The following is a 12,671-nucleotide window of genomic DNA, read 5'->3' as shown; positions in this document are numbered from 1 at the left end:
GAACTGCTACTGCGTTGTTGTGGAAGGCAGCCGCGATTTTAGGGGGACTCGCGCCGCCTCTTCGCGCGCATCACCGCAAAGCGCCAGCGGACCAGGCCGAACGCGTAGCCGATGTAGTAGCCCGCCAGCAGGCCGAAGACGAGGAGCGTGAGCGGGCTGCGCGTGAATTCGTCGGGTTGCTGCATCGCGGCGGCGTCCATCGTGAACACCTCCACCATCCGCCAGACGAGGCGGCCCACCAGCAGCAGCGACAGGGCGATGCCCAGGTGCGCGTTGGGCGTGTAGAAGAGGCCGGTCGGCGTCGCCTCGAACACGGTCTTCTTCAGTCCCCAGACGGCCAGGCCGAGCCCGCAGGCGACGCCGCCCGCGAGCCACCAGAGGCGCTGCGCATGGTCCTTTGCCAGGAAGCTGAACAGCGCGAGGACCAGCGGAAAGATCACGAGCGTGACCCAGGGCCGGATGCGCCCCGCGCGCTGCCGCCCGACCATGCGCTTGACGCGGACGATCATGCGCCACACCAGCAGCGGCATGAGGGCGAGCAGGGTGACGGTGGTCGTGTCGTGGGGCGTCATGACGCTTCGAGTATCTCGCGGCCCGGTAACGGGCGTGTGAAGGACGCCGCCGTTTCTAGCGCGCCAGCGCCGCCCACAGCATCGTGAGCCCGGCCACCAGCAGCAGCCCATCCATGAGCAGGCGGAAGCGCTCCGCGTCGATCTTCCTCACGTAGCGCTTGGCGATGAAGGCGCCGGCCATGAGCGAGCTGCCGATGATGAGCCCGTCGATCACCGCTTCGGCCGGCAGGGCGCCGAGCGCGCGGAAGGTCACGGCCTTCGCGCCGAACACCGCGAGCGAGCTCATGGCTTCGGTGCCCAGGTACGCGCCCTTCACGAGCCCGTGCATCAGGAAGAAGGGTGTGTTGAGCGGCCCCGTGCTCACGACGATCCCGCTCAGGAATCCGATGAACGCGCCGACCACGGCCAGGTGCCAGCGGTTGAGCCTCCAGTCCTGCAGCGCCATCCACCGGCGCACGGGAATCATCACGATGAAGAAGGCGCCCAGCACCGCCTCGACGATGCCCGGGGGCAGCACCAGCAAGGTGCGTGCGCCCATCGCGGCGAAGGGCATGCCGGTGGCCGAATAGGCGAGCGTGGTGCGCCAGTCCACTTCGCGCCACCAGGCCGCCACGCGCGAGGCGTTGGCCATGACCACGGCGATGGCCATGATCGGCACGGCCTGCCGCGGGCCGTACACGAGCACCAGCGCGGGCATGACCATGATGGACGTGCCAAAGCCGACGATGCCGCCGACGGTGCCCGCGACCAGGCCCAGGATGAGGACGAGCGCGAAGTCCAGTTCAGCCCCGCATGAAAGTGTCAGCAGCCATGTCAGGCGGCATTATGGGTGGGCGCGGCTGGGTTAGCATCCCGCGCCATGAACAACATCCGCTTCAACCGCCGCGCGGTGAACGCGGGGCTGGCCACGAGCCTGCTCCTGGGTTCCACCGCCTGGCGCGGCGCACTCGCCGCGTCCCCTGCCAACGCCTCGCAGCGCGTCCTCGCGCTCGCCGACACGTACTACGAGGAGGGCCTGGCGCTCTTCCCCGTGGGCACGACCGAGAACGTGGGCGACGCGCGCTACGAAGGCGCGTTCGAAATCGAGATCGCGCCGGCCCACCAGGCGCGGCAAAAGCGCCTCTATGAGCGCACGCTGGCGCGGCTGCGAGCGATCGACCGCTCGCAGCTGGACGCCGATGCCGGGCTCACGTACGACCTGTTGAAGTACGAATGCGAGGACCGCCTGTCGACCCTGGCGGTGCCGTGGCACCTGATGCCGGTGGGCCACGTGGATGCGATGCCGATGAAGCTCTCGCAATGGGCGAGCGGCGATGCGGCGCAGCCGATGACGACGGTCGCGAACTACGACCATTTCCTCGCGCGGCTGAAAAAGCTGCCGGCCTGGATCGACCAGGCGATCGTGAACATGCGCGACGGCATCGCGCGCGGCATCACGCTGCCGCGCGAACTGGTGGAAAGGACCCTGCCGCAGTTCGACGTGCTGCTGCCGGCCGATCCGCTGCAAAGCCCGTACCTGGCCGCGACGCGCAGCTTTCCGGCGGAGATTCCACCGGCGCAGCAGCGGCGGATCGCCGCGGCCTACCGCGCGGTGGTGTCGGGATCGGTCACGCCCGCGGTGCGCAAGCTGCGCGCCTTCATGGCGGACACCTACCTGCCCGCGGCGCGCACCACGGCCGGCATGGGCGACATGCCCGGCGGTGCCGATTGGTACCGCCTTCAGGTGCGCTCCTTCACCACGACGTCGATGACGCCGCAGGAGATCCATGAACTGGGCCTGAAGGAGGTCGCACGCATCCGCGCCGAGATGGAGCAGGTGAAGGCGAAGTTCGGCTTCGAAGGCCCCCTGGACGAATTCTTCAGGTCGCTGGACGGCCGTCCCGAGCTGCAGCCCTTCCGCAGCGAGGAGGAAGTGCTCGCGGCGTACCGCGCGATCAACGAACGCGTGAAGCCGGGCCTCGCGAAGCTGTTCGAGCGCGCGCCGAAGGCGGCCCTCGAGATCAAGGCGATCGAGCCGATCCGCCGCGCGACGGCTTCCGACAACTACGTGCCGCCGGCCTCCGACGGCTCGCGGCCGGGCGTGTTCTATGCCGTGGTGAACGACCCGAAGGAGTACCGCAAGACCACGATGACGGCGCTCTTCCTGCACGAAGGGCAGCCCGGGCATCACTACCAGATCGGCATGCAGCGCGAGCAGGGCGGCTCGCGCTACCGGCAGACCACCTGGTACGACGCCTACGGCGAAGGTTGGGCGCTGTACGCCGAGAGCCTCGGCTACGAACTGGGCGTGTACGACGACCCGGTCGCGCAGCTCGGCAGGCTCTTCATGGAGCTGCACCGCGCGCTGCGGCTGGTGGTGGACACGGGCCTGCATTCGAAGGGCTGGTCGCGCGAGTACACGATCGCGTACCTGCGCGAGAAGGAAGGCTCGACCGAGGATTCGGCGCGCCGCGCCACCGAGCGCTACATGGCCTGGCCGGGCCAGGCGCTGGCGTACAAGGTGGGCGAGCTGAAGATCCTGCAGCTGCGCGAGCGCGCGCGCCAGGCGCTCGGCCCGAAGTTCGACATCCGGCGCTTCCACTCGCAGGTGCTGGGGGACGGGTGCATGCCCCTGTCGATGCTGGAAGCGCGCATCGACCGCTGGATCGCCGCCACCCGTTAGCTGTACAGTGGGAGCCTCCACTTCGGGGTTGCTCGCATGTCCAACGGCAAGTCTGCCCACCGCCTGAGCGCACAGGAAAGATCCACGCTCGAGCGCGCCATCGACAAGATCACGCGGCGCATCAAAGAACTGCGGGGCTTCGATCCCTCGGGCATCCAGGAACGCTGGGACCCCCGCATCGAGGCGATGCAAAAGCAGGTGAACACGACCCTCTCGGATGTGCTGGGGGGCAAGGATTCGGCCGAATATCGCCGCTACCGGATCGAGGATCTCGGCTCGCAGATGGAATCCGTGTTCGGCGATCGCTATTCCACCAACGAATTGCGCCAGGGCATCAAGGACGGTATCGCCCATGCGATCTCGAACCTGAACGCCGTCAAGCAGATGATGGCGGATCGCCTGGAGGGCAAGGCCGCGCCGGAGCCCGTCACCGCGCCCGCGCCGATGCCCACGCCGGAGTCCGCCACCGCACCGGCCCCGCTGCCCACGCCAGAGCCCACGCCGGCTCCGACACCCGAGCCCACGCCTGCACCGACGCCGGCCCCAACGCCAGCCCCAACGCCGGCCCCAACGCCGGCCCCAACGCCAGCCCCAACGCCAGCCCCAACGCCGGCACCGACGCCAGCACCGACGCCAGCACCGACGCCAGCACCGACGCCTGCGCCCACGCCTGCACCGACGCCGGCACCGACGCCTGCCCCAACCCCTGCACCCACACCGGCACCAACGCCCGCCCCGACACCAGCGCCCGCCCCAGCGGTCGCGGACGCGCCGGGTGGCCAGGTCGCACTGCTGTCGAGCCGTTGGGGCGTCGAGCTCGAGTCGCTCTCCGACTTCATCGAAGACCTCTCGCTCGAACCGGTGCTCGCGCCGCAGGCCGAAGGCCCGACGCTGCTCGCGGCCGCCTCCGCGCTCGACGCGATGCAGGGCGCCCGGTACGCGGTGCTGTTGGTGTCGGGCGACAAGCTCGACGCCAGCGTCCTGGAGGTCGGCTACATCCTGGGCGCGCTCGGCCCGGGGCGGCTGTGCCTCATGCTGCTGGACCAGGTGCGGCCCTCGGCGCAGTGGGAGGGCATTCCGCGCGTCGTGATGGACGAAGGCGGCGTGTGGCGCCTGCTGCTGGCGCGGGAAATGCGCAAGGCGGGCCTGGACGTGGACCTCAATCGCGCGCTGTAGGCGCGGCCGGCATCACTCCGCGGTCTCGAGCCGCCACGCCGCCTCGGCCTTGCAGCCCAGGCTCCGGCCGACCATGGCCATGCCCTCTTCCCACGCCGCGGCGGACGTCTCGATCAGTTCGCTCGCCTGCAGGGGGCGGCCGCTGTTCACCGAACGCGCGGCCTTGAGGATCAGCGTCTTCATCGACTGCGCGATCTCGTCGAAGCGAAGGGCGGCGTCCGCGAGGCCGTAGTGGCCGAAGTCGGACTGCCAGCGCAGGTACTCGGCCGTGAGGTCGAAGGCGGCGCCGGCCTGGCGGATCGTCGCGAAAGCCCAGGAGTGGTAGTGCGCCAGTCCCGCGCTGCGCAGCGACGGAAATTCGGAAGTCAGCCGCTGGCCAAAGCGCGTCAGCGGATTGGTGCGCGGGCGCCTGCGCCAGTGCCGCTCCAGCAGGTCGAGCGAGAGCGAGGCGAGCTCCATCGGCGCGCGGCGCTTCACCCGGTCCGTGCGGATCAACTCCGCGAAGAGCGGCATGTAGCCCGGGTCTTCCGGCTCGCCGATGCGAAAGAGGCCGCGGAAGTCCTCGCCCTGCAACTCGTAGTACCCCGCGTTGTGGAAATAGCCGAGCCACTGCTCCTCGATGTCGATGTTGGCGAGCACGATGGTGGTCTTCGTGTGCTTCTGCCGGTAATCGGTGGCCGCCGTATCAGGCAGCCAGAAGGCGTCCATCTCGCACGCGATGAGCTTGCCCGCGGAGAGGTGTTCGCGCGCGTGGTCCACCATCGGCCGCCATACGGCGAGTTCCTGGACATCGAGGCCGTACAGGTCGTGCAGCTCGCCGAGCGGCGGCTTGAAGAAGGTCCACTGGTCGCCCTCGAAATCCACGGCGAGCGTGAAGGGCAGCATCGCGCAGGGGTCCAGGCGCAGGCAATGCAGCAGTTCGATCCACAGGTCCCCGTAGCAATTCTTCTCCACCCACACCGCGTCGGGCCCGTGCAGCGGATGGGGCTCGTAGCCCTTCGCCGCGAGCCCGGGGAAGCGCTCGATTCGGGTGGAAGGCGGGGGCGCCGGGGGTGCCGGGGCCAGCAGCGCCATGAGGGGGGCTTGCGGCATCGTCTTACGTTCAGGTTCAAGTGTTGCGCCTATTCTGGGAACTCCCCGTGTCCCCGATTTGTAGGAAGCAGCCCCTTGAGCCTTTCCGCTTTCACGGCATCCGACGCACGCGTCCGCAGACTCAGCGACGAGGCGGGCTGGGCATTTTGCGAAGGGGAAGCTGCCTCGGCGCCTGCTGCCGGCGACGCGGCGTGGCGCGAAATGCCACGCGCGCTCCCCGTCGCCGCGGCATTGCGCGAGCGCGGGGAGTGGAGCGTGGACGATGCGCCGGCCGCCTTCGACGACAGGACTTATTGGTACCGGTTGGTGTTCCACCACACTGGCGCGGCGGGGGAATCGACCGTGCTGAGGTTCGACGGACTCGCCACATTCGCGCGCATCTGGCTGAACGGTGAGGCGCTCGGGCAGAGCGACAACATGTTCGCGGCCTCGGACTTCGAGGTGGGCCCTGTGCTGCGCGAAGGCGTGAACGAATTGATGCTTTGCTTCGACGCCCTCGGGCCTCAGCTGACCCGCAGGCGTCCGCGCCCCCGCTGGCGCGTGCCCATGCTGCAGGCCCAGCAATTGCGCTGGCTGCGCGCCACACTGCTGGGCCGCACCCCGGGCTGGTCGCCGCCCGCGCCTGCGGTCGGCCCATGGCGCGACATCTGGCTGCTGCCGCGTGACGCGGCCGCGCTCGCGCGCTGCAGCTTGGAAGTTGCGTGGGACGGATCGGACGGCACCGTCCGGTGCGACCTGGGCAACGACGGAGTGTTCGCCCTCCCGCTGACCTTCACGGTGGAGGGCCACGGCATGACGGTGTCTGCCGCGATGGAGGCCGCAGGAGACGCAACGCTGTCCACGCAGCTTCGCGTGCCGGGCGCCAGGCCGTGGTGGCCGCACACGCATGGCGAACCCGCGCTCTACACCGCCACGCTCGCCGATGCGAAGGGCGTCACGCTGGTGAAGCGCCGCATCGGCTTCCGGACGGTCGCGATCGATACAGGCGAGGAGGGCTTCGAGCTGCGGGTCAACGGGGTCGCGGTGTTCTGCCGCGGCGCGGTGTGGACGCCGCTGGACGCGGTGAGCCTGCGCGCCCCCGCCGGGGACTACGCGGCGGCGGTCTCGCAGCTTCGCGCAGCCGGCATGAACATGCTGCGCGTCGCGGGCATCACGGTCTACGAGGAGGACGCCTTCTACGACGCGTGCGACGAGCAGGGCGTGCTGGTGTGGCAGGACTTCATGTTCGCGAGCATGGACTATCCCGCGCAGGACGCGGCCTTCGCGGGGTCGGTAGAGCGCGAGGCGCAGCAGCAACTGCGGCGCTGGGGCTGGCGCGCGTGCCTGGCCGTCCTGTGCGGCAACAGCGAGGTGGAGCAGCAGGCGGCCATGTGGGGAGCCCTGCGCGAGCAATGGCGCTCGCCGCTGTTCGACGGGATCCTGCCGGCGGCGTGCGCGCGGCATGCGCCCGGCGTGCCCTACTGGCCGTCCAGCGCGCACGGCGGCGCGGTGCCGTTCCAGGCCGACGCGGGCACCACCTCCTATTACGGCGTCGGTGCGTACCTGCGGCCGCTGGACGACGCCAGGCGCTCGGGCCTGCGCTTCGCCACGGAGAGCCTGGCGTTCTCGAACGTCCCCGGTGACGACGCGATCGCGCGCATGCCGGGCGGCCTGGGGGTGCGCATGCATCACCCGCAATGGAAGGCGCGCGTGCCGCGCGACCTCGGCGCGGGGTGGGATTTCGAGGACGTGCGCGATCACTACCTGCGGGAGCTGGCCGGCGTCGATCCCGTGCGCCTGCGGTCCACCGACCCCGCGCGCTACCTTGCGCTGAGCCGCTGGGTGACGGGGGAGGTGATGGCGGCCGCCTACTCGGAGTGGCGGCGACCGGCGTCGCCGTGCGGCGGTGCGCTGGTCCTGATGCTGCGGGACCTGTGGGCCGGCGCGGGCTGGGGCGTGCTGGACGAACGCGGTGCACCGAAGCCCTGCTGGCATGCGCTCGAGCGTGTGCTGCAGCCGCGCACCGTGCTGCTCACCGACGAGGGCGGCAACGGCCTCTGCGCGCACGCGATCAACGACCGCCCGCAAGCGCTCGACGCGGTGCTCTCCGTGCAGGCCTGGCAGCACGGCCACGTCGCGGTCGCGCAGGGCCGCAGGGAGCTCTCCTTGCCGCCGCGCGGTGCCCTGAGCGTGCCGCTGCTGGAGATGCTCGATCACTTCATCGACCTGAGCTACGCCTACCGGTTCGGCCCGCCGCCGTGCGACGTGGTGGCGGCGAGCCTGCACGACGCGCAGGGCGTCCCCATCGCACGGGCGCTGCACTTTCCCGCGGGGGTGGCGCCGCTGCTCGCGCAGGACCCCGGCCTGGCGGCGACGGTGCGGGTGCTCGACGCGCGCACCGCGGAAGTCGTCGTGACCGCGCAGAGGATCGCGCTCGGCGTGCACTTCGAGGCAGGCGCCTTCCGCGCGGATCGCGAGTGGGTGCACGTCGCGCCCGGCGAGGAACTTGCCGTGGTGCTGCGCAGCGCGGCCGATGCACCCCTGCATTGCATCGTGCACGCGCTCAACGCGGCGGCGCCCGTCCAGCCGAGGCGCTAGGCCGCGCTCAGCCTGCGCGTTCGAGGTAGCTCTGGAACACCGCGGCGTGCACCAGCGCGGAATCGGCGCCGCCCGGCCAGAGGTCTTCGCTGCGGAAGCGCACGTCGTAGGTCGGCTCGTCCTCGGATGGCACGCCGTGCGCATGCGCATCGGGGAAGGGATAGGCCGGCGACTCGCCGACGACCACACCCTCCTTCCCGCGGATGTAGCCCGGCATGCGCGAGTGGCCGGGCACGTGGTCTTCTCGCACGCGCACGCGGTCGCCGGGCCGGAAGCGTTCGCGCGAAGCCGCATTCGCCCGGCCGGGGCGGCTGGGCATCGCGAGCGGCACCGGCCCGCCCGCGCGTTCTTCCAGTTCCCCGCGCGTCATCACGCCTTTTTCGACGCACAGGCTCGCGAGGCTGGTGAGCGAACGCTCGTAGTAGCTCGCCGCCAGGTAGTGGCGCGGCTCCATCCGCTCGATGGCGTGGCGGTACTCGTCCATGTTGAAGATGCCCTGCCGCACCGCGAAGGCATAGAGCGCGTTGGCGCGCACTTCCCACCTGGCGTGGAAAGCGGGCGCATCGAGGGTGTAGCGCACGGTGCCGAAGCCTTGCCGGCCGCCGAGGTCGTGGATGCCGTCCATGGGGTGTCCTTCAGAGCCGCGCCACGCCGATGAGGCCGTCGCGCGTGACGAGGTCCGCCAGCCGCTCTTCGCTCCAGCCTCCGGTGCCCTCGGGCCGCTCGGGCAGCACCATGTAGCGGGTGTCCGCCGTGGTGTCCCACACGCGGATCTGCACCTCGGGCGGCAGGTCCAGGCCCATCTCGCGCAGCACGGTGCGCGACTCGCGCACGACGCGCGCGCGGTATTCGAGATCCTTGTACCAATCCGGCGGCAGGCCGATGATGGTGAAGGCGGTGCAGGAGCACAGCGTGCAGCAGATGACGTGATGGACGTCCGGTGAGTTTTCGAGCACGACGAAATGCCGGTGGTGCGGCGGCATCGACAGGCCGAGTTCGGTCACGGCGGCGCGTCCGTTCGCCAGCAGGCGCGCGCGGAACGCCGGGTCCGTCCAGGCACGCGCGACCACGCGCGCGCCGTTGCGCGGCACCCATTCCTCGGTGGCCAGGTGCGAGAGCTCTTCCACGCCGCGGATGGCCGGCATCCCCCGCGCTTCGAAAGCCGCCTGGATCGCGTCGACGCGGCGGTCGACAGGGGCGAATGAGTGGGTGCGCTGTTCCATCGGGGCACTTTAGCGGGGCGGCGGGGCGTCGTCCAGCGGCGGCCGCGGTTCTCCCGGCGGTGTCAGGTGAATACAGACGCCGATGACCCGATGAATCCGGCGGGCGTCATGATTCGCACCCGGTGCCAGGGGTCGAGGCAAAGCAGGTCCTCGTCGCTGCTGACGATGATGTCGGCATCGCAGGACACAGCAAGGGCGAGGAACTTGTCGTCCGCCGGGTCACGCGAGCGGGGCCTGAGCGCCCGGGTCACGGCTTGCGGGACGTCGTGGATTTCCACGACCCGCACCAGGGAGTCGAAGAATTCCCTGCGCGAGGCGATCGGAAGGTAGCGGTCGAACTTCGGCCGGCGCAGCACGTCCTGGAGTTCATCCAGCGTTTCCGCGGATGCGCACAGTCGCGCCAAGGAGAGCGCACGGCGGTACGCCTGGTTGGGGATCGAGCGGGCCAACAGCACCGCGCCCACGATACTGCTCGTATCGAAGACGACGCGCAGCACCGCTTACCGCCGGCTTTCCTTCACGAGCTGGACGATGTCCTTCTCGGTGAGCTGGCGGGCTTCCGGCGACAGCAGCTTTTCGGTCCGCCGCGTGAAGGCGTCGAACTCCGCGACGATCCTGCTGCGCTTTTGGCGCGCATCCATCAATTCGTCCATGTCCCGCGGGGACACGATGAAGGCGGCGGGACGGCCGTGGCGCGTGACGACCACGGGCTCTCTCTGGGCTGTATCGAGCAGCTTGCCGAAACTGTTCTGCGCCTCCACCGAGCTGACCTTGATCATGGGTACTTCCCAAAAGTAGCTAATATGTACAGTATAGCCATGTTGGCTATCACGGCGACCGCTGCGTCCCGCGGCCCCCGCCCGTGAGTTACCGCCCGGTTACGGCGTCACAATCCCGGCAGGAGACCACCATGACCGCGCCGAATCCCGCCGCCGACCCGCGACGCTTCCTCGAACACCTGTACCACGCCGCCGTGCGGCGCGCGCTGCCGCTGCACAACACGGGCGCCTTCCTGCCCCAGCCGCCCAAGGGACGCACCATCGTGCTGGGCGCGGGCAAGGCGGGGGCGTCGATGGCGCATGCAGTCGAAGCGCTCTGGCCCGCGGACGCGCCGCTCGAAGGGCTGGTCGTCACGCGCTACCACCACGTGCCGCCGCGCCCGGAAGGGGTGAAGCCCCGCATCGAGATCGTCGAGGCCGCGCACCCGGTGCCGGACGATGCCGGCTTGCAGGCCGCGCAACGCATCCTCGCAATGGCGCACGGGCTGACCGCGGATGACCTGGTGCTGTGCCTGATCTCCGGCGGCGGCTCCTCGCTGCTGACGCTGCCCGCCGAGGGGCTCACGCTGCAGGACAAGCAGCGCATCAACAAGCAGTTGCTCGATTCGGGCGCGAACATCTCGGAGATGAACTGCGTGCGCAAGCACCTGTCGCGCATCAAGGGCGGGCGGCTGGCGGCGGCGTGCGCGCCCGCGAAGGTCGTCACGCTCACCATCAGCGATGTGCCGGGGGACGATCCGTCCATCATCGCCTCCGGCCCGACGGTGCCCGATGCCACGAGCTGCGCCGACGCCATCGCGATCCTGCAGCGCTACGGCATCGACGTTCCCGGCGCGATCATGAGCCTGCTGGAGCAGGGCGCGCTGGAAACCCCCAAGCCCGGCGACGCGTTGTTCGAGGGGCACGCCGTGCATCTCATCGCGACACCGCAGCAATCGCTCGAGGCGGCGGCGCAGGAGGCGCGCGCCGCAGGGCTGCAGGCCTACATCCTGAGCGACGAAATCGAAGGCGAGTCGCGCGAGGTCGGCAAGGTCCATGCGGCGCTGGCACGTGCGGTCGCGCATCGCGGCCAGCCGTTCGCGAAGCCCTGCGTCATCCTGTCGGGCGGGGAGACCACCGTCACGATCAGGAAGCAGCCCGAAGGCACGCCGCGGGGTCGCGGCGGCCGCGCCGGCGAGTTCTGCCTGGGCCTGGCGCAGGCGCTGCAGGGGCGGGCCGGCGTCTGGGCGCTGGCGGCGGATACGGACGGGATCGATGGCGTGGAGGACAACGCCGGGGCGGTGGTCTCGCCCGACACGCTGCGGCGCGCCCTGGCGCACGGCATGAAGGTCGACGCTTACCTGTCGCGCAACGACGCGTACGGCTACTTCAGCGCCTTGGGCGACCTGGTGACCACCGGACCCACGAACACCAACGTGAACGACTTCCGCGCGATCCTGGTGCTGTGAGCGAAGGGGACCTTACTGGATCGCCTTGGCGGCGGCCAGGATCAGCTGGGTCGCGCCCGGCTCGGACAGGGAGTCGATCGACACCGTGATGTCGTAGTCCTGCGGCGACTCGTTCTTCACGTCGTAGAAGCGCTTGAGGTAATTGGCGCGTGCCGCGTCGCTCTCCCGGATGATCTCCTGCGCCTCGCGCGGGCTCTTGCCGCCGCTCTTGGGCAGCCACTTGTTGGCGCGGCCGAACTCGGAGCCGGTGATCAGCACGCGCAGCACGTCGGGACGGCGCGCCAGCGCGTAGGAGGCCGCATGGGCGACGATCACGACGTTGCCCTCGTCGGCGGTTTCCATGATCGCGTCGCGGATCAGGTGCCGCACGTCGTCGTGGGCGCCGGCTTCCTTGGGGTTGGTGATGAACTTGATGACGTCCGTGCTGCTGTCGCCGATTTCCTCGACCAGGCTCGCGAGCAGGGACTTTCGCCGTTCGGCGTTGGCGACTTCGGCGGGGGAGAGGTTTCGCCGCTGGGCCGCGCGGGCGACGATCTCCTCGTCGACGATGCGGTAGCCGAGGCCTTCCGCAACGCCCTGGGCGATGACGTCCGCATTGGTCAGCATGGCACGCGAAATACAGATCACACGAGCAGTCATGGCAAAACCTCCGGTAAAGCTGAAAGGATTATCGGGATGAGCCTTGCGCGGCGCAAGCCGCCCTGTCGTTTTTTTGGCGGGCGTCAGGCGCAGAGCGCACGGATGTCCGCCGGGGCTTCCACGGCCCGGATGCCCGTTGCGTCGCCGTCACGCCGGGCCGCGAAAATACGGATTTCTTCGCATTCCATGATCAGCTCGGCCCCGCGGGTGACGCGGTAGCGCTGGACGAAGCTCTTGCCGCGCCATTGCGCGATGGAGGTATGGATGTGCAGGGTGTCGCCGTAGCTCGCCGTCTTGACGAACTTCGCGTGCGTGTCGACCAGGGGGGTGCCGATGATGCCGTGCGTCTTTTCCAGCTCGTGCCAGGGCGGCACGCCGCACTGGACGAAGAAGTGCCGCGAGGCCGCGTCGATCCACCGGAAGAAGTTCGGGAACCACACGATCCGCGCGGGGTCGCAGTCGCCGAATTCGACCTGCAGGGTGTAGGTGACTTCCCTGGTCAT

General features: G+C 69.7%; 13 protein-coding genes. 4 read left to right on the top strand and 9 right to left on the bottom strand.

The features are described 5' to 3' along the window. Window positions 1–38 precede the first annotated feature (38 nt). Window positions 39–572: a CcdC protein domain-containing protein gene (locus I5803_RS09775; protein ID WP_196986179.1), complete on the bottom strand. Its 534-nt coding sequence runs from the start codon at window positions 570–572 to the stop codon at window positions 39–41. Between the two features lie 55 nt (window positions 573–627). Next, on the bottom strand, window positions 628–1,353 hold the full coding sequence (locus I5803_RS09770) for a sulfite exporter TauE/SafE family protein (RefSeq protein WP_196988516.1): 726 nt from the start codon (window positions 1,351–1,353) through the stop codon (window positions 628–630). Window positions 1,354–1,431: 78 nt separating this feature from the next. Here I5803_RS09770 and I5803_RS09765 point away from each other — a divergent pair, with 78 nt between their 5' ends. Then, complete coding sequence (locus I5803_RS09765) at window positions 1,432–3,234, top strand: DUF885 domain-containing protein (RefSeq protein ID WP_196986178.1); 1,803 nt, start codon at window positions 1,432–1,434, stop codon at window positions 3,232–3,234. A 36-nt stretch (window positions 3,235–3,270) separates the two neighbouring features. Further along, on the top strand, window positions 3,271–4,410 hold the full coding sequence (locus I5803_RS09760; protein WP_196986177.1) for a hypothetical protein: 1,140 nt from the start codon (window positions 3,271–3,273) through the stop codon (window positions 4,408–4,410). Between the two features lie 12 nt (window positions 4,411–4,422). Here the strand turns inward: I5803_RS09760 and I5803_RS09755 are convergent, their stop codons facing one another. Next, window positions 4,423–5,502, bottom strand: coding sequence for a DUF1839 family protein (locus I5803_RS09755; protein ID WP_196986176.1), 1,080 nt, complete (start codon window positions 5,500–5,502; stop codon window positions 4,423–4,425). Window positions 5,503–5,703: 201 nt separating this feature from the next. Here I5803_RS09755 and I5803_RS09750 point away from each other — a divergent pair, with 201 nt between their 5' ends. Then, a complete protein-coding gene (locus I5803_RS09750; RefSeq protein ID WP_196986175.1) occupies window positions 5,704–8,079 on the top strand; it encodes a glycoside hydrolase family 2 protein in 2,376 nt (791 codons plus the stop codon). 7 nt (window positions 8,080–8,086) lie between these two features. Here the strand turns inward: I5803_RS09750 and I5803_RS09745 are convergent, their stop codons facing one another. The 4 genes from I5803_RS09745 to I5803_RS09730 form a co-directional block, all read right to left on the bottom strand. Continuing rightward, window positions 8,087–8,704, bottom strand: coding sequence for an SH3-like domain-containing protein (locus tag I5803_RS09745; RefSeq protein ID WP_196986174.1), 618 nt, complete (start codon window positions 8,702–8,704; stop codon window positions 8,087–8,089). Window positions 8,705–8,714: 10 nt separating this feature from the next. Next, window positions 8,715–9,302: a nitrile hydratase subunit alpha gene (locus I5803_RS09740; RefSeq protein WP_196986173.1), complete on the bottom strand. Its 588-nt coding sequence runs from the start codon at window positions 9,300–9,302 to the stop codon at window positions 8,715–8,717. 62 nt (window positions 9,303–9,364) lie between these two features. Next, window positions 9,365–9,799, bottom strand: coding sequence for a putative toxin-antitoxin system toxin component, PIN family (locus I5803_RS09735; protein WP_196986172.1), 435 nt, complete (start codon window positions 9,797–9,799; stop codon window positions 9,365–9,367). A gap of 3 nt (window positions 9,800–9,802) precedes the next feature. Further along, entirely contained in the window at window positions 9,803–10,081 is a 279-nt protein-coding gene (locus I5803_RS09730; RefSeq protein WP_196986171.1) for a type II toxin-antitoxin system Phd/YefM family antitoxin, read from the bottom strand. Between the two features lie 131 nt (window positions 10,082–10,212). Between I5803_RS09730 and I5803_RS09725 the strand changes: the two genes are divergently transcribed. Beyond that, entirely contained in the window at window positions 10,213–11,529 is a 1,317-nt protein-coding gene (locus I5803_RS09725) for a glycerate kinase type-2 family protein (protein WP_196986170.1), read from the top strand. A 12-nt stretch (window positions 11,530–11,541) separates the two neighbouring features. Here the strand turns inward: I5803_RS09725 and I5803_RS09720 are convergent, their stop codons facing one another. Beyond that, window positions 11,542–12,168, bottom strand: a complete 627-nt coding sequence (locus I5803_RS09720) for a cytidylate kinase-like family protein (protein WP_196986169.1) — start codon at window positions 12,166–12,168, stop codon at window positions 11,542–11,544. Window positions 12,169–12,251: 83 nt separating this feature from the next. Then, the gene (locus I5803_RS09715; protein ID WP_196986168.1) at window positions 12,252–12,671 is read right to left on the bottom strand and encodes an acyl-CoA thioesterase; all 420 of its coding nucleotides are present in this window, start codon (window positions 12,669–12,671) and stop codon (window positions 12,252–12,254) included.

The organism is Caenimonas aquaedulcis, from assembly GCF_015831345.1.
Taxonomy (GTDB): Bacteria; Pseudomonadota; Gammaproteobacteria; order Burkholderiales; family Burkholderiaceae_C; genus Ramlibacter; species Ramlibacter aquaedulcis.
Note: the sequence above shows the minus strand (reverse complement) of the source record. Positions and strands in the feature narration are given on the sequence as shown.